This window comes from Nostoc sp., assembly GCF_036917615.1.
GTDB lineage: Bacteria > Cyanobacteriota > Cyanobacteriia > Cyanobacteriales > Nostocaceae > Nostoc.
The window spans coordinates 169,734-186,071 of sequence record NZ_JBALCZ010000019.1 but is presented as its reverse complement, the minus strand read 5'-3'; the positions used below and the strand labels follow the sequence as shown (position 1 = coordinate 186,071).

The window sequence follows — 16,338 nt, the reverse complement described above, 5'->3', positions numbered from 1 at the left end:
ATTAGATGATTGGAGTTGCGATCGCAGGCACTGGATTTGGTCAAAAAGTTCACATCCCAGGATTCCAAGCACATCCTCAAACGGAGGTAGTTGCTGTTTATCACCAAGATATAAATAAAGCCAAAGCCATAGCAGAATCCCATAATATTCCCCACGCTTACGACTCACTTACAGCTATTGTGGCATTGCCAGAAGTGCAAGCAGTCAGCATCTCTACGCCGCCTTTTTTGCACTATAAAATGGCAAAAACCGTACTGGAAGCTGGAAAACATTTCTTACTAGAAAAACCCACAACCTTAAATGCAGTTGAGGCTAAAGAACTTTATCAGTTAGCTCAAGAAAAAGGTGTGATTGCGACTGTAGACTTTGAATTTCGCTTTGTACCAGCATGGCAGTTATTTGCTGAATTATTATCACAAGACTATGTGGGTGAGTTGCGCCTAATTAAAATTGATTGGTTAGGTTCTTCTCGTGCTGATACTTCACGCCCTTGGAATTGGTATTCTGACAAGGATAAAGGAGGCGGTGCATTAGGGTCTTTAGGTTCCCACGCCTTCGATTATATTCACTGGTTATTCGGGCCAGTCCGTAGATTAAGCGCCCATTTAACTACTGCTATTCCCACACGAGTTGACCCTATTAGTGGGGAATCCAAGTCAGTGGATAGCGATGACAACTGTATATTAACGCTGGAATTAGCGAATGGTACACCTTGCCAACTTTCTATCAGTGCGGTTGTTCATGCACCAAGAACCCATTGGGTAGAAGTATATGGCGATCGCGGTACATTAATTCTGGGCAGTGAAAATCAAAAGGATTATATACATGGCTTTCGTGTTTGGGGTTCCCAGCCAGGTAAACCTCTAACGGAAATAGAAATACCGAATCGGTTAATTTTCCCCAAAAATTATGCTGATGGGCGCATTTGTGCATTTATCCGCGTAGTAGACCAATGGGTGCAAGGAATTGAGCGCAATCAGGAAATTACACCATCGCTGCAAGAAGGAATTTATTCTCAGTTGTTGATGGATTTATCCCATGAATCTCATAAAAAAGCAAGTTGGATAGATGTACCCAGCTTGGAAGGATTTCTTAGCAACTAAGGAAATGAGCAAAACTCCCCGCATTCGTATCCCCCCGGAAGTTAAGAAATATGTTTTTCAACGTGACAAATACCAATGCCGAAGCTGCGGTAAAACTACTATAGAAACTAACCTTAGCATTGACCATATCATTCCCCTCGCCCGTGGCGGTCAAAACGATATCAGCAATCTCCAAACTCTCTGCTTCACCTGCAATCAGCAGAAAACAGACAACATTGATCCCCGTTTCCAACGCCATTTTGATTTATGACGGTTCACACCTCGTTCACATCTCGTTCCTAGTCTCAGACTAGGAATGCTTTCTATGGAGCTGCCGCCTTCCTTACTCGCGGTAGAGCTGCAATGAGGATCATTTCCAGCCAGAGGGTGGAAACGAGGTTTTAGCTGAAGTTGACACCAATGTACGGCGTGTGCCTCTACATCTATCCCAACTCATTTGAGATCATACTGACATCAACGGCTAATTTTTTGCCCAACTTCAGCAACTGAAGACACTGATTATCTGCTTCATTCGCAGGGTTAGTGACACAAACCGGCGCTATCTGACTGTACAGACAACTAAAATATAGTTCTTGCGATCGCTGTAGAGAAATATCGATATTTAATTGATCCCCGACATCAATCAAGCGCTCCAATAGTTGGATATCTGCATTAAAACTACCATTGGCATCATGCAACAATTGCCAAAGCGATCGCGCAATTAACTGTTCTAACATCTGCTTACCGTCGGGAATATTCAGCCGACAACGCAGATGTTTTGCTTCAGTAGCGATCGCCTCCAATTCTAATATGTGATTCCAACTCTTTTGGGGATCAGCTATATCTTGCTCAAGCCATCGCAATGTGATTAGACAACGATGCCCTAAAGCAATATCTGCTGCTACCTGCAATTCTTGTGGCACTTCTATTTCATCTCGATGAAACGCCATCAGCACACCATAATTATCACGGTAGGCTTGGGTATACAACTGTCCTAAACGTGTCAGTGTTTCCTGACTAAGCAGCCGCATAATCCGGTGGCGTTCTTCAGCAAATAGATTTTGCAAGTTGAAAGCTTCTTCCCCAAATAGCTGTGTCATCACCAAGATAGTATGAGCCGCACTAGCTTGTTGTAGTGCCCCAAACAGCTTTTCTTTTAATTGGCTGTAGTCACGCCGCCCAGTAAATTGTTGAATGCAGCAGTGGAAATCCCACCCTCCCAAATGCAGAACAGCAAATACCAAATGCTCACTTTCCCAAGTAATCTCTGATACCAGCTTTAAATTTCCGACAGCCAAAGTTAGCGATCCCATGCGTTGCAGTTGGTAATCTAGCTCATTGGCAGCGTAGCAATAAACCTTTTTGTGGTAACGCTGAGACTGTTTGTCCGCAGCATCTTTTCTCGGCAGAGAATTGCGCGTCTCTACTAGTTTCTGATTGCTAAACAGGGAAGTAATGGCGTAATGGGCTGCTACTTGCTTAAAGCCAAGCTGGGCAGTTAACACGAGTTGCCGATAAATTTCCGCACCGTGTTTGAATTCATCGACATTGCTGGGGGCTAAACCAAGACGTTTGACGAAGCCTTTTTCCAACTGCACACCAGCCACTTCCCCCGCCAATTCCAAAGCACGGGCGGCGTAGCGGAGAATCTGCGTCCCCTCTGGACGGGAAATTTCTTCAAAAAACCAGCCGCAACTAGTGAACATCAATAAAGCGTGACGCTGCATTTCTAACAGGCGCAGGGCGTCTACTTGTTCGGCTGCTGTTAGTTTGTGGGTTTGATGGCGGGAGAGGAAACGGTTGACATTGCCAGCAGAGCGATCGCGCATTACTTGGATATATTCATCTCGTGCTTGCCAGGGATCACGAAATAGCTGCCTACCATGTTCTTCATACACCTCAGTTAGCTGATCCCGCAGCCAATTTAGAGCATTCCGCAAGGGACGACGCCATTTTTGATGCCAAACGCTGCCTTCCCCACCGCAACCACAGTCATCTTCCCATCTGCCGACACCGTGGGCGCAACTCCAGGCTGTGACTGATTTCAATTCCACTTCCCAACTAGGAGAATTTAAGCTGAGGTAGTGGGCGAAGTTCGTCACCGTCCAACCTTGGTGAGGAAACTCTTTGGTAAAGGCGTAGGCTAAAGTTTTCTCAGTTCCCTTCTTGTGGTGTCCAAAGGTTTCCCCATCTGTGGCCACAGAAATCAATTGTGCTGGACGATGATCCCCACGGACTGCTGAACCGATACGTCCGGCAAAGTGAGTGGAATTATAAACGACATCACTAAAACCCATGTCCCGCGATATCGGGCCATCGTAAAAAAAGATATCAATATAAGGTAATTCTTCTGTACCGCTATTCTTGCGGCTAGTGGGGATCGCACTCAGAGGTGAAGATGAACTGCCTAGTGTGGGCTTTAAATAACAACGATAGGGACGGGTGGAATCAATCTGACTACCGCCAACTTCGATCCATTCTGGATTGGGATGATCTTGAGTGGGGAGGGGACGGCAACGCAACGCCTGAGACGGTGCAAGGATAATGAAGCGAATACCTTCAGCAACAAGAGCTTCTACGGTTGCGTAATCTACAGCAGTTTCTGCTAGCCACATACCTTCGGGATCGCGTCCAAAGCGGGAGCGGAAGTCTTCTTTACCCCAGCGAATTTGGGTATATTTGTCGCGTTCGTTCGCCAGAGGCATGATGATGTGATTGTATACTTGCGCGATCGCATTGCCGTGACCATGCAAGCGTTGGCTACTCTTCGTATCCGCCTCTAAAATCCGCTGATAAACCTCCACATCGTAGCGTTCTAGCCACGACATCAGCGTTGGGCCAATATTAAAACTAAAATACTCATAATTGTTGACGATCTCCACCACTTCGCCTTGGTCATTTAAGACTCTGGCAAAGGCATTCGGGCGATAGCATTCCCAATGAATCCGCTCATTCCAGTCATGGAAAGGTGTAGCGCTCGGTTGGCGTTCAATTGCGTCCAGATAAGGGTTTTCCCTTGGTGGCTGGTAAAAATGACCATGCACCGTCACATAAACACCATTGGCCTTTCTCAGGGGATCGGTTTCTTTGGTGTTATTGGGGTCTGAATCTAATGTTAACGTTGAGCCACTAGCTGGCATTTGGTCAGCAGAAGTCATGTATATTTATCCAAAACAAAAAACTTGCAGTTGCACCGAAAAGTTTGTGCATAAACCTTTCTCAAATGGTTTGAACACAAAATCCGGTATAAACAACAACTATGGAATCCAACCTAATTTTTGACAAATCTGTCTTATTGTAGTGGGAAATCTGCGTTATCGCACAGCGCAAAGTCCGTTGGGCGGCTCTGCCGACTTAAAGGAACTTTGCAAGACAGCCCTTTCCCTGAAGGCTCAAAGTAATCAGCCATTGAACAAAACCTCAGTTAGGGGTTTTCTCTTCTTCAGCGCCAATCAAAATTTTAATTGTCTTTTAATATATTAAACCCCATTTCTGGTGTATTATTTTTGCTCAAATTCATACTTTTGCAACAAAAGATTACGAAAACTCCTTAAATCGCAATCTTATTTTACATACACAGCAGTGAACTGAAAACAGTACAATTTCTGAATTGCTCTACAGACGGTTGAGAGTATCCTATGGGAGTGCTGCATTAAAAGTTATTTTTTAATTCAACACTCAAAATTTAAAACTTAGGATTCCTCGCTGTGGATGATACCCTCAACTCAAGACAACAAATGTCAACAAAAAACATTATTCTTCTGGTTTTATTGCTGTTTATCCCGGTTTCCCTAGCAGCCCACTTTCTGGAGTGGGGAGAATTGATAGTTTTCATTACAGCTGGATTAGCAATTCTGCCCTTAGCAGCTTGGATGGGTACAGCCACAGAAGAAATTGCTGTCGTAGTGGGGCCATCATTGGGGGGCTTGTTAAACGCCACCTTTGGCAATGCTACAGAACTAATCATCGCCCTAATCGCGCTGAACGCTGGGTTAATAGATGTAGTCAAAGCTAGTATCACGGGATCGATTATTAGCAACTTACTACTGGTGATGGGTTTTTCCATGCTTTTGGGAGGACTGCGCTACAAAGAACAGACATTTCAGCCAATTGTGGCGCGGGTGAATGCTGCTTCAATGAATTTGGCGGTGATTGCCATTTTGATGCCAACGGCGATGAATTACACTTCTCAAGGAATTAACGAACAAACACTACAAAATCTTTCTATTGCTGTTGCTGTGGTGTTAATTCTGGTTTATGCCCTAACGCTGCTATTTTCAATGAAAACCCACTCCTATTTATATGATGTGGGTTTAGCCGAGGCAGAAGCAGAAGCAGAGGAAATATCAATATCTGATGCTAAACCAAATATGGTGTTGTGGGTTGGCGTGCTGCTCGTCTGTACTTTACTGGTAGCAATTGAGTCAGAACTGCTAGTGGATTCTCTGGAGGTGGCTACATCTCAGCTAGGTTTGACGGCGCTGTTTACAGGGGTAATTTTGGTTCCCATCGTCGGTAACGCGGCTGAACACGCTACAGCAGTCACCGTGGCGATGAAAGATAAGATGGATCTTTCGCTTTCGGTAGCTGTGGGATCAAGTATGCAGATTGCCCTATTTGTCGCGCCGGTGTTAGTTATAGCAGGGCGGATATTGGGTAAACCAATGGATTTGGATTTTAAACCCTTTGAATTAGTAGCTGTGGTTGTGTCAGTGTTGATTGCAAACACTATTAGTTCCGATGGTAGGTCTAATTGGCTGGAAGGCACTTTATTATTAGCTGCCTATACAGTGTTGGGGTTTGCCTTCTACTTTCATCCAGTTATGGAAGGTATGGGGTAGTTAGGAAGCAGTACGTCACCGAACAGCCCGTCGTAGACATCGCTCATAGTTTAACGGATTCGCAAAAGTCCCTACCCTCAACGCCAGTAAAATAAAGACATATAAGAGCGATGGTCTGTATGAGCTACTGCCTTAATCCCCATTGTCCCAAGCCGGAAAATCCTGCTGATGTGAAGTTTTGCCGGACTTGCGGTTCAAAATTACTCCTCAAAGAACGTTACCGTGCTATCAAACCAATCGGACAAGGTGGTTTTGGCAAAACCTTCTTAGCTGTGGATGAGGATAAACCCTCAAAACCACGCTGCGTGATTAAGCAATTTTATCCCCAAGCCCAAGGCACTAACACTCTGGCAAAAGCCGTAGAGTTATTTAACCAAGAAGCGGTGCAGTTAGATGAATTGGGCAAACATCCCCAAATTCCGGAACTACTGGCATATTTTACCCAAGAAGATCGGCAGTATCTTGTACAAGAATTTATCGACGGGCAAAACTTAGCCCATGAATTGGCACATAAAGGTGCTTTCAATGAAATACAAATCCGGCAACTATTAAATGATTTATTATCAGTTTTACAATTTTGCCACGCCAGACAAGTAATTCACCGCGATATTAAGCCAGAAAATATTATTCGTCGATCCCCCCTTAGTCACCCCTTGAAAAAGGGGGAAGAAAATATCGCTCCCCTTAATAAGGGAGGTTGGGGGGATCTAGTTTTAGTAGATTTTGGTGCTGCTAAATCTACCAGTGGCACCGCCTTAAATAAAACTGGTACAAGTATTGGTAGTCCAGAATATGTTGCACCTGAACAAATGAGAGGTAGGGCTGTTTTCGCCAGTGATATTTACAGTTTGGGTGCTACTTGTATTAATTTATTAACTGGGCGATCGCCTTTCGATTCTTATGATACTAATAACGATACATGGGTTTGGCAGCAATACTTGCAAACTCCCATCAGTAATCAATTGAGTCGCATTCTGAACAAGATGCTAGAAAGTATTCCAATTCGGCGTTATCAAACAGTAGATGAAGTTCTCAACGACTTAAATCACCAGCCGCAAGCAGCAGCCACGCAAGCGATAGCGGCAAAACCTATCCCTCAATCACCACAAAATTCTCCACCCGCTTTTGTATCAAAATCTCCTAGTCAAATTGATCAGGAATTAGAGGAAATGAAAACCCAATTTTTGGGTGGCAACAAACCTCAAACAAATAAAATACAGCCACCAAACCCTACATCTCAGCCTCATACTAAAAGCAAAATAGATGAAGAATTAGAAGAATTAAAAGCTAAATACCTTGGGAAGAATAACACACCAAATCAATGATAAAACCAGATATAAAAAGCCTCTATTACATCACACATATTGAAAATCTGCCCTCAATACTTCAAAGAGGTATCTTATCCCACAAAGCAGTTGACGAGTTAGGTGTTTCATATACACCAATCTACGATAGTGGGATTGTTAGCAAGCGAAAAGACAAGTCTACGCCTGCAAGGAGTAGTTTGTGGGAATACGCTAACTTATACTTTCAGCCACGTAACCCAATGATGTATCGGGTGGTTCATGAAAAGGACAAAAGAGATATTGCTGTTGTTGGAGTCAAACCCGATGTACTTGCAGCAGTAGGAGGACTAATTACAGATGGAAATGCTGCCAATGAGCCAACTCAATTTTTTGCTATTAAGGAAGGAATAGAAATACTTCAGAAACAATGGAAAATTATTCAAAATGAGTGGTGGAATGAGCTTGATGGTTCTAAACGAAAGATCATGGCTGAGTGCCTGGTTCCTGAGCAAATTAGCCCAGAACTTGTTCATTCAGTTTTTGTAGCAGACTATAAGGCTAAAGAGCGAGTCGAAACAATTATAGATTCAGCTAAAATACCTGTTGTTCCTGAACCAAATATGTTCTTCCAACCCATATCTGCTGCCCGTATTGGGACTAATATTTCCTTGATTGATGGGGATATGTTTTTTTCAAATATGCAAACGCTGACGATTAGTGTTAATCTTCAAGGCATAATGGGCAAAGGATTAGCGTCACGGGCAAAATATCAGTTTCCTGACGTATATGTAGTTTATCAAGATGCTTGCCGGAATCAACAGCTCACTGCCACAAAACCCTATCTCTATAAACGGGAAGCTTCTTTAGATCAAGAACTAGCTGATCTTAGCCTTCCGCTAGTGTCCTCCAATGCTGTAAAGTGGTTCTTGTCGTTTGCTACTAAAAGACAATGGCGAGAAAACTCTCGTTTAGAAGACATTGAAGGTGGCTTAGACTGGGTTAGAAAAAATTGTCATGATATTGGTATTCAGTCTTTGGCAATGCCAGCTTTGGGTTGTGGTTTAGGTAACTTAAATTGGGCTGAAGTAGGGCCGCTAATGTGTCGTTATTTGCACAATATAGGAATTCAGGTTGCGATTTATCTTCCACGGAAACACCAAATTGATTCCAAATATTTAACTAATGATTACTTGCTAAATCGCTCTTGACTCGCACGTTGCCCTAGATGCCTTTTCTCTAAAATGAAAATATGCAAGTTAAAAGTGCATTAGCTTAACAATGAATAATTAACAGTGATAATTGACAAAAAAAAGTGACTCTCAAAGAGCCACTTTCAAATTTACAATCTAAAACTCTCTAAACTTTTGGAGAAGTTGTAGATGTTGTAGGTGTTGTTGGTTGTGTAGCTTGCATCGGTTGCGGTGTGGAAGTGTGCACGGATGCTTCAGAAATCGGTGTCCATTCGGTGTGAAAGAATCCAGGCTTATCAAGTCGCTCGTAGGTGTGCGCCCCAAAGTAGTCGCGTTGGGCTTGAGTGAGGTTTTGGGGCAAGCGATCGCGTCGATAACTGTCAAAATAATCTAATGATGCACTGAATGCTGGCACTGGAATTCCCAGTTTTGCTGCTGTTGCCAACACTTCGCGCCAAGCTGTTTGTCTGTCGAGAATTGTCTGCCTGAATTCAGGAGCCAATAGCAGGTTAGGTGGTGCTGGATTTTCGCTAAATGCGTTCTTAATCTTATTCAAAAATCCAGCGCGAATAATACAGCCACCCTTCCAAATCCGCGCCAGTTCACCTAAATGCAAGTTAAAATTGTAGGTTTTTGAAGCTGTAGCCAATAATGCCATGCCCTGAGCGTAAGAACAGATTTTCGAGCAATACAGGGCATCTCGCACCATGTTGATAAAGGCTTTAGTATCTCCCTCATACTTGCCAGAAGGACCTGTGAGTATCTTAGATGCTGCTACCCGCTCTTTTTTGAAAGAAGACATGATCCGGGCGTTCACCGCTGCAATCATTGTTGGTACAGCAACTCCCAAATCCATTGCAGTTTGGACTGTCCAGCGTCCAGTTCCCTTTTGCCCTGCAGCATCAACAATCAAATCGACTAAGGGTAGATTTGTATCTGGGTCAATGTAGGGGAAAATCTTTGCTGTAATTTCAATCAAAAACGAATTGAGTTCGTCGGTGGTGTTCCATTCGGTAAAAACTTCATGTAGCTGATTATGGTCTAGTCCAGCAACATTTTTCAGCAAGTCGTATGCTTCTGCAATTAACTGCATATCGCCGTACTCGATGCCGTTGTGTACCATTTTGACGTAGTGACCGGCACCACCAGGACCGCAATAGGTTACGCAAGGACCATCGTCCACTTGGGCAGCAATTTTATTAAAAATTGGTGAGAGATACTCGTAGGAGCTTTCCGTACCTCCAGGCATCAATGAGGGGCCATTTAGCGCACCTTCTTCACCACCACTAACACCCATACCGATAAACCGAAGTCCAGCGGGTTCTAATTCCTGAGTGCGTCGTTCTGTATCTTCAAACCAAGAGTTGCCACCGTCGATAATGATATCGCCTTCGTCTAACAAGGGTTTGAGTTGAGCAATTACCGCATCTACTGGCTTACCAGCTTGCACCATCACTAGGATTTTGCGAGGACGTTCCAATGCAGCGACAAATTCTTCTAGCGTAAAGGCGGCTTTAACGTTCCGTCCTGGCGCACGCTCTGCCATGAATCTGTCGGTTTTATCGCGCGAGCGGTTGTATACTGCGATTGGGAAGCCATTGCGCTCCACGTTTAGAGCGATGTTCTCACCCATAACGGCTAATCCAATCACACCAAAGCTTTGTAGTGTCATAAAAAATTTCTGGCTAACTCTTGCAGATCCTTTTACATTAAGCGTAGTCCGAGATTTTCCGTTCTCTCCTAAAGAAGACCTTAAGAGTTGATCTAAACGAGAAAAATCCACAAGTAACACGGATAATTAATTTTAAATTGTATCTAAATCAACTATTAACTTGCAAAATTTGCAAAATTGAAATAGTCAAAGGACGTAGTAAGGAGTAACCAAATAATGCTGGCATATGTCCTAGCTTTAGTGGTCGGTCTTGGTAGTTTAGCCATTTATATAGCAGCTTTCTTTTTCCCAGAAATCCACCGCAAGAATGACTTTATCTGGAGTGGTGTAGGACTATTCTATGCCTTAGTCTTATGGGTGTTTGCACCACGCATTACTGGGGGTTTGTTGCTGGGTCATGTGGCTAATGTGGCTCTTTTGGTCTGGTTTGGCTGGCAAACTCTATCATTACGTCGGCAACTGACTCCGCAGGCACAACAAACCCAAGTACCCAGTTCTGAGACGGTGAAAACTGGCATTCAGGAGCAGGTGAATAAGTTGTCCCTTCAGGAACGGCTGGGCCAGTTGCAAAAAGGTCTTGGTAGCACCTTCAGTGGCGTGAAAGATAAGGTGCAACAGACTGTGAGTAAAAAGCCATCCACAACCCCCAAATCTGAAGATATTACCTCTGTACTGGCAGAGAAACCTGCTGTTGAGATTATCAACAAAACTACTTCTATACCAAAACAACCAGCAGAGGAGACAGTTACTACCGACACCGAAGCAAAAACCGAGAGTGTACCGGAAGCGATTCCACCAAATCCCCCATCTCCTGAATTGGTGGAAGCAGCGCAAGCAGATTTTGAAATTGAGGATAAGCAACCGATTCCCGTAGAAGAAATTGCGCCGGATGCGGTACTCGCTCCCCCGCCGGAAACGCCACCGGAAGCAATACCGCCTAATCAAGTTAGTTGAATGTTGTGAAACCTAGTTTTAATCTTAGATGATGCTGGGTTTCACTCAACTCATAGTGGTTTTCATTCGAGTTACATAGGGGCTAATTGTAGAAGCAATTTATAAATTGCTTCTACGGTCTACCTGACTCCAATGTATTAATTTTGGATTAATTTTTTAGTAAACTGGACAAGTAATTCTATTCTTTTTTCTAGAAAAGCGTTAAAGTTATCATCGAAGGTATCTGATGTGCATAAAGCTCTGCATAAAATGTCTTTTAAAATATCTCCTTTTGGCGTCATTTTAATATATTCTGATGGTTTTTTAGCTGCTATTTTTTTATTTTCAGAACTATTCAAAAAACAAAAGTAAGCTAGACAATTAATCGAGCTATCATCAAATCGTAAACCTTTTAAAAATGCTTTTGGGTAAATATGATGAAACTCTGTTCTATTATACTTTTGCAAAACTTTATCCAGGTCAATATCTGAGCCTGACAAAAAACTTTTTGGATGATTATTAGCGAGTATTAAAATAAAAGTTTTAGTGTTAACGTTGTCAAAACGAAATCGGTTATTTATAAAAAAATCTCGGTCTATCTTACAGTCAATTTCTCCAAAACTATTATTTTCACCATTTTTTAATTTAATTATTTGTTCAATATCACTTATGATAACTTTCTTAGTTTGAATACTATATCTATTTGTGAAACAAGACCTCCAAAACCATTTTTTTAATTGATTATATACTCTGGTATCATACGAAACTTCTTTCCCATCTGGTTCTGCAAAAAAAGCAGACAGAGGAATTAGAAGCCCAGGATATGGAAGGTTTTTTAGAGCAGTCACTTTCAATTGTTTTCTCATAAAATCAATTGCTCCAAAAATCCCATTCCTAACTTTTGGGAAAGCTTCTCTTATTTGTTGTCCGCTCAATTCTAATAAACTTTCTGGAGTGGTTTCTTTTTTGAGAATAGCTGCCGTACATCTTAATATTAAGTCACAATCTTCCCCTACTTCAGAGAATCCAAATTCTTCTAGTTCTTCTTTCAAATTTTTGAAGTTTTCTAGTAAATCAAAATCCTCATTCCATGTCCATGCTGAAAGTAATTGCAGTGTATCAAGCTTCATTCCAAGTCGATTAACCCGCTCAAAAACAATAGCAACAATAGCTCTATCTTCTGTTTTCAAAATTTGTGCGGGAATAGATACTTCTTTAAACTTTTCTTGTAGTGTATCTAAGCGTATAATTTGTTCTTTAGTACATTTTTCTGTAGCTTCCCTGTATTTTACAGAATCGAATAACACATTCAGAGAAAAATGTTTTCCTGAGATCACTTCTTCACGACGCAATGCATAAAATTGACTTTCTTGGGCATCTTCCTCCGCTTCTAAGTCAAAATATATCCCAGTCCAGTCATATTCTTGTGTTGGTTGCAACTCTGTCTGAAATACAGAGAAAATAGATGTAAGTCTTTGCTGACCATCTAAAACATAATCTATAGGGTAATCTTCCTTTGGGCTTGGAAGAGCAAAAGCCCCAAGTTTTCTTTCAGTTGCAAGTTTAGATTTTGTTTTCCAGAAGAGTAAAGAACCGAATGGGTATTTTTTGTAAATACTATCCATTAAGTATGCCACCCTATCCATATCCCATACAAAACCACGCTCGAAGGCTGGAATTCTAATACTACCACTACTTACGGAATCCAAAAGTTGTCTAATAGAATAAGATTGATACTCCATATTAACTAACGCTTAATAGTTATATCTGACATATAAACTGTATCATCTATTCATTATAAAAGTCAGTAGAGTAATCATACAAAATAGATCAGACTTTAGACTGTATATAGATTTGAGGCTGTTTTTGAGGTATTTTTTGTCTAAGTCCCACTAGTGAAGCAATCCCAGTCTTGACGAGATTACTTTGCTTCTCTTCAAGAGGCTGCGCCAACGCTTGCAATGACAAAAATACTTACCTTTGCGTAAGTCATGAAAGTGAATCTCATTAGCTTCATCGAACTCACATTGAACAGAAAAGTTATTCAACTCTGGCGCGGAGTGCCGGAGCTCGAAAAAGACTTTCAAATCCAGCTTGCCGCTCGTTTAAGGATTCTAAAGCATCGTTCCAAAGACTTTCATAATAAAAGAAGGTTACGCCTAAACCGCGTTCTTGGGCAGCCCGCACCTGAGACTTAATTTGCTGCATGGGAACTGGATTATTTCGTAACCCTGTCATAATGCCAATTCCAGTTGGAATTATTTGTTGCGCTTCTTGAATTTCTGCGCGAGAAATATTTGCCACAAAACTTTGCAGATTCGGACGATAAATTTGCACAATTAACTCGTCCACAATATTTTGCCGCATCCAACTTAGCCAATCTTGCAGGTGAAACTTGTAAGCCAAATCATAGTAATTGGGAGCTACAGAGAAAATCGCCTGGGGTTTTCTCTGCTTCACAGCTTGGTTAAGTTGTACCATGAACGCTGTAATTTTATCTGCCCGCCATTGTACCCATAGCGCATCTTGGGCATCGGTTGGAGGAGCATTATTGGTTTCTTGGGTGTACAAGGCAACTGTATATTGATCGTAGCCAAATTCGTAGGGCAAACTCATATGATCGTCAAACTGAATACCATCGGCATCATATTGGCTAACAGTTTCCAGCACAAGATTGGTGATGAACTGTTGCACTTGTGAATGGAATGGATTAAGCCACATAACCTCACCAGCCCCACTGATCGAAGTTTGGCCACCATCCCGCTTTTGTGTGAACCAATCCGGATAATTTAGTGCTAGTTCTGAGGTTGGGGGAGCCATGAAACCAAATTCAAACCAGGGAATTACTAGCAATCCTTTGCGATGGGCTTGAGTAATCAGGTCTAGGAGAATATCATGCCCATCTGAACCTTTGTAGACAAAAGGTTGAATACCTGCACGTTGTGCTAGGGCACTGGGATACATCACATAGCCAGAATTCCACACCACAGGATAGATTGTGTTGAAGTTCATCCGTTGTAGTTGACTCACCGCATCCTGCACTTTATCGCGACTCTTGAGGGTGTCAAAATCATTGTTGGTCATCCAAACCCCGCGAATTTCCTGACGGGGTAGCTGTGCGATCGCGCTGAAGCGTCCACCTTTGATGATCGCAGGCGTGAAACTATCTACCAGCAATACCGTAACAAAGGATATTAAAATGAGAATCGGAAAAAGATACTTGAGCAATGTCTGACGACAAGCTGCTGTGCATCTACGCCGCCAACTTTGAACAAGAAAAGGTGATTTCATAGATTTGAATGATGCATTAGCTACCTACACACCCCATTGCTCGCTTTGATGATTGAATCTACTAACCAATTCATCTAGTCTATAAGTATTTATGCTTACTACAGGATTAATGGGTTGGTAGTTGTTCGTTCCCTGCTTATGGAACTTTTGCACCAGAAAAACTAAAGCAGACCTAGCAAAGTTATAAGATGCTTGACGCAGCGAGAGGTCATTAGTGCCCAATAGACATTGGAATTGGGCATTGGGCATTGGCCAAACAGGGCATGGGAAGAGACAAAGAAGAAACTTGTTGAGTAATTCTCCCTTGTCATCCTGCTCCCTGCTCCCTACTCCCTGCTCCCTGCCTCTCGTGCTCCCCCTGCTCCTCATCTGCCTCATCTTCACAATCGCCCACGCCCTACCTGTGTCACAATAAAGAACTGTAATAAGAAAAATATTGTTAAGGTAATTTAGTGAGTCCAACTGCTCAATCCACGGCAAGTGCGCGTCGCGTAGTATTTCCTTTTACGGCAATTGTGGGCCAGGAAGAAATGAAACTGGCGCTGCTATTGAACGTGATTGACCCCAAAATTGGTGGTGTAATGATCATGGGCGATCGCGGCACCGGTAAATCCACAACGATCCGGGCGCTGGCGGATCTGCTGCCAGAAATTCCTGTGGTTGCCAATGACCCCTTCAGTAGTGATCCTAGCGATCCGGACTTGATGAGCGATGAAGTCCGCCAACTGTTAGAACAAGGGGCGGAAATTCCTGTAGCTCAGAAAAAAGTCCAAATGGTAGACCTGCCGCTAGGAGCTACAGAAGACCGAGTTTGTGGGACAATCGACATCGAGAAAGCTTTATCTGAAGGTGTCAAAGCCTTTGAACCGGGACTGCTGGCAAAGGCTAATCGGGGCATTCTTTATGTGGATGAAGTCAACTTACTAGATGACCACCTTGTAGACGTGCTACTCGACTCCGCTGCCAGTGGATGGAACACTGTAGAACGAGAAGGTATTTCTATCCGTCACCCAGCACGTTTCGTTCTTGTGGGTTCTGGAAACCCTGAAGAAGGCGAACTGCGCCCCCAATTGCTTGATCGCTTTGGAATGCACGCAGAAATTCACACAGTAAAAGAACCAATCTTGCGGGTGCAAATAGTGGAACAACGGGCGGATTTTGACCAAAATCCTCCAGTATTTCTCGAAAAGTACAAACCCCAGCAAGAAGCATTGCAAGAGCAAATTGTCAATGCTCAACAGCTTTTGCTAGAAGTGAAAATTGATTATGATCTGCGGGTGAAAATTTCTGAAGTCTGCTCAGAACTGGATGTAGATGGTTTGCGGGGTGACATCGTTAGTAACCGTGCCGCCAAAGCCTTAACAGCATTTGAAGGACGCACTGAAGTTACAGTTGATGATATCCACCGCGTAATTACGCTATGCTTGCGTCACAGACTGCGGAAAGACCCCTTAGAATCGATTGATTCTGGCTACAAAGTCGCCAAAGCTTTTAGCCGCGTCTTTGGCGTCGAACTACCAGAAAGTGATACTGCACAAAAAAACGGCACAAGTCAAAAGTTAGGGGCTAGGGGTTAAAAGTTAGGAGTGAGGAGTTAAGAGTTTTGAATGGAAAGCTGCTTGAGAACTCACAACTTTAATTCCTCACTCAGCACTGACTATATAACTCACAACCCCTAACTTCTAACTCTAAACTCCTAACTCCTAACTCAACATTCAACATTCAACACTGCCTATGAGATTTTGGTCTTTTTGGTTCAACAGCTTTATTCTATCTAGCCAATACAACCCGCCCAGGTTTGTAGAATTATTGATGCTTTTATTAGCGATCGCTATGCTGGCAATAGCGAGTATTTTACCCGACAGACCATATTTAATTTTAGGTTTGAGCTTAGTAGTTGGGGCATCTATTTCCATCTTAGTGCGGGAAGCGATCGCCCCCTCACCCCAGACGCGAATTACCCAACTAACAGCATCTCTATTACTGATCATCAGCCTCTATGGCTTTGCTGACTTAATGTACACTCTTTAAAATTAGTTATAA

11 protein-coding genes and 1 pseudogene are annotated in these 16,338 nt (G+C 42.8%); 8 read left to right on the top strand and 4 right to left on the bottom strand.

Annotated elements, in window-relative coordinates; genetic code table 11:
• Positions 1 to 5: 5 nt before the first annotated feature.
• Both V7K85_RS06395 and V7K85_RS06390 read left to right on the top strand, forming a co-directional pair.
• Positions 6 to 1,103, top strand: coding sequence for a Gfo/Idh/MocA family protein (locus V7K85_RS06395; protein WP_334811919.1), 1,098 nt, complete (start codon positions 6 to 8; stop codon positions 1,101 to 1,103).
• 4 nt (positions 1,104 to 1,107) lie between these two features.
• On the top strand, positions 1,108 to 1,353 hold the full coding sequence (locus tag V7K85_RS06390; protein WP_334811917.1) for an HNH endonuclease: 246 nt from the start codon (positions 1,108 to 1,110) through the stop codon (positions 1,351 to 1,353).
• A 172-nt stretch (positions 1,354 to 1,525) separates the two neighbouring features.
• On the opposite strand, the gene V7K85_RS06385 is transcribed toward V7K85_RS06390, so the two are convergent.
• The gene (locus V7K85_RS06385; protein WP_334811915.1) at positions 1,526 to 4,240 is read right to left on the bottom strand and encodes a DUF3536 domain-containing protein; all 2,715 of its coding nucleotides are present in this window, start codon (positions 4,238 to 4,240) and stop codon (positions 1,526 to 1,528) included.
• Between the two features lie 549 nt (positions 4,241 to 4,789).
• Here V7K85_RS06385 and cax point away from each other — a divergent pair.
• From cax to V7K85_RS06370, 3 genes are all read left to right on the top strand, one after another.
• Positions 4,790 to 5,923: a calcium/proton exchanger gene (gene cax / locus V7K85_RS06380; protein ID WP_334811913.1), complete on the top strand. Its 1,134-nt coding sequence runs from the start codon at positions 4,790 to 4,792 to the stop codon at positions 5,921 to 5,923.
• A gap of 119 nt (positions 5,924 to 6,042) precedes the next feature.
• Positions 6,043 to 7,248 (top strand): serine/threonine-protein kinase, encoded by a 1,206-nt coding sequence (locus V7K85_RS06375; protein ID WP_334811910.1) that lies wholly within the window; start codon positions 6,043 to 6,045, stop codon positions 7,246 to 7,248.
• On the top strand, positions 7,245 to 8,417 hold the full coding sequence (locus V7K85_RS06370; RefSeq protein ID WP_334811908.1) for a DarT ssDNA thymidine ADP-ribosyltransferase family protein: 1,173 nt from the start codon (positions 7,245 to 7,247) through the stop codon (positions 8,415 to 8,417). Before V7K85_RS06375 ends, V7K85_RS06370 begins: the two co-directional genes overlap by 4 nt.
• A gap of 232 nt (positions 8,418 to 8,649) precedes the next feature.
• Here the strand turns inward: V7K85_RS06370 and gndA are convergent.
• A pseudogene (gene gndA / locus V7K85_RS06365) lies at positions 8,650 to 10,071 on the bottom strand (NADP-dependent phosphogluconate dehydrogenase); the annotation flags it as partial.
• 216 nt (positions 10,072 to 10,287) lie between these two features.
• On the opposite strand from gndA, the gene V7K85_RS06360 reads away from it, so the two are divergent.
• Positions 10,288 to 11,025: a Ycf66 family protein gene (locus V7K85_RS06360; RefSeq protein WP_334811906.1), complete on the top strand. Its 738-nt coding sequence runs from the start codon at positions 10,288 to 10,290 to the stop codon at positions 11,023 to 11,025.
• A 137-nt stretch (positions 11,026 to 11,162) separates the two neighbouring features.
• Here V7K85_RS06360 and V7K85_RS06355 read toward each other — a convergent pair whose 3' ends face one another.
• Together V7K85_RS06355 and V7K85_RS06350 are read right to left on the bottom strand one after the other, a co-directional pair.
• Complete coding sequence (locus V7K85_RS06355; protein WP_334811904.1) at positions 11,163 to 12,746, bottom strand: GmrSD restriction endonuclease domain-containing protein; 1,584 nt, start codon at positions 12,744 to 12,746, stop codon at positions 11,163 to 11,165.
• A gap of 298 nt (positions 12,747 to 13,044) precedes the next feature.
• A complete protein-coding gene (locus tag V7K85_RS06350; protein WP_334811902.1) occupies positions 13,045 to 14,295 on the bottom strand; it encodes a glycoside hydrolase family 10 protein in 1,251 nt (416 codons plus the stop codon).
• Positions 14,296 to 14,747: 452 nt separating this feature from the next.
• Between V7K85_RS06350 and bchI the strand changes: the two genes are divergently transcribed.
• Together bchI and V7K85_RS06340 are read left to right on the top strand one after the other, a co-directional pair.
• A complete protein-coding gene (gene bchI / locus V7K85_RS06345) occupies positions 14,748 to 15,872 on the top strand; it encodes a magnesium chelatase ATPase subunit I (RefSeq protein WP_334811900.1) in 1,125 nt (374 codons plus the stop codon).
• A gap of 157 nt (positions 15,873 to 16,029) precedes the next feature.
• The gene (locus V7K85_RS06340; RefSeq protein ID WP_334811898.1) at positions 16,030 to 16,326 is read left to right on the top strand and encodes a hypothetical protein; all 297 of its coding nucleotides are present in this window, start codon (positions 16,030 to 16,032) and stop codon (positions 16,324 to 16,326) included.
• Positions 16,327 to 16,338: the final 12 nt, after the last annotated feature.

What these genes read in the sequence shown, in the direction of transcription:
- V7K85_RS06375 (WP_334811910.1), top strand. Translation starts at nt 6,043, where the DNA reads ATGAGCTACTGCCTTAATCCCCATTGTCCCAAGCCGGAAAATCCTGCT.
- V7K85_RS06395 (WP_334811919.1), top strand. Translation starts at nt 6, where the DNA reads ATGATTGGAGTTGCGATCGCAGGCACTGGATTTGGTCAAAAAGTTCAC.
- V7K85_RS06390 (WP_334811917.1), top strand. Translation starts at nt 1,108, where the DNA reads ATGAGCAAAACTCCCCGCATTCGTATCCCCCCGGAAGTTAAGAAATAT.
- V7K85_RS06350 (WP_334811902.1), bottom strand. Translation starts at nt 14,295, where the DNA reads ATGAAATCACCTTTTCTTGTTCAAAGTTGGCGGCGTAGATGCACAGCA.
- V7K85_RS06360 (WP_334811906.1), top strand. Translation starts at nt 10,288, where the DNA reads ATGCTGGCATATGTCCTAGCTTTAGTGGTCGGTCTTGGTAGTTTAGCC.
- V7K85_RS06355 (WP_334811904.1), bottom strand. Translation starts at nt 12,746, where the DNA reads ATGGAGTATCAATCTTATTCTATTAGACAACTTTTGGATTCCGTAAGT.
- V7K85_RS06370 (WP_334811908.1), top strand. Translation starts at nt 7,245, where the DNA reads ATGATAAAACCAGATATAAAAAGCCTCTATTACATCACACATATTGAA.
- V7K85_RS06385 (WP_334811915.1), bottom strand. Translation starts at nt 4,240, where the DNA reads ATGACTTCTGCTGACCAAATGCCAGCTAGTGGCTCAACGTTAACATTA.
- V7K85_RS06340 (WP_334811898.1), top strand. Translation starts at nt 16,030, where the DNA reads ATGAGATTTTGGTCTTTTTGGTTCAACAGCTTTATTCTATCTAGCCAA.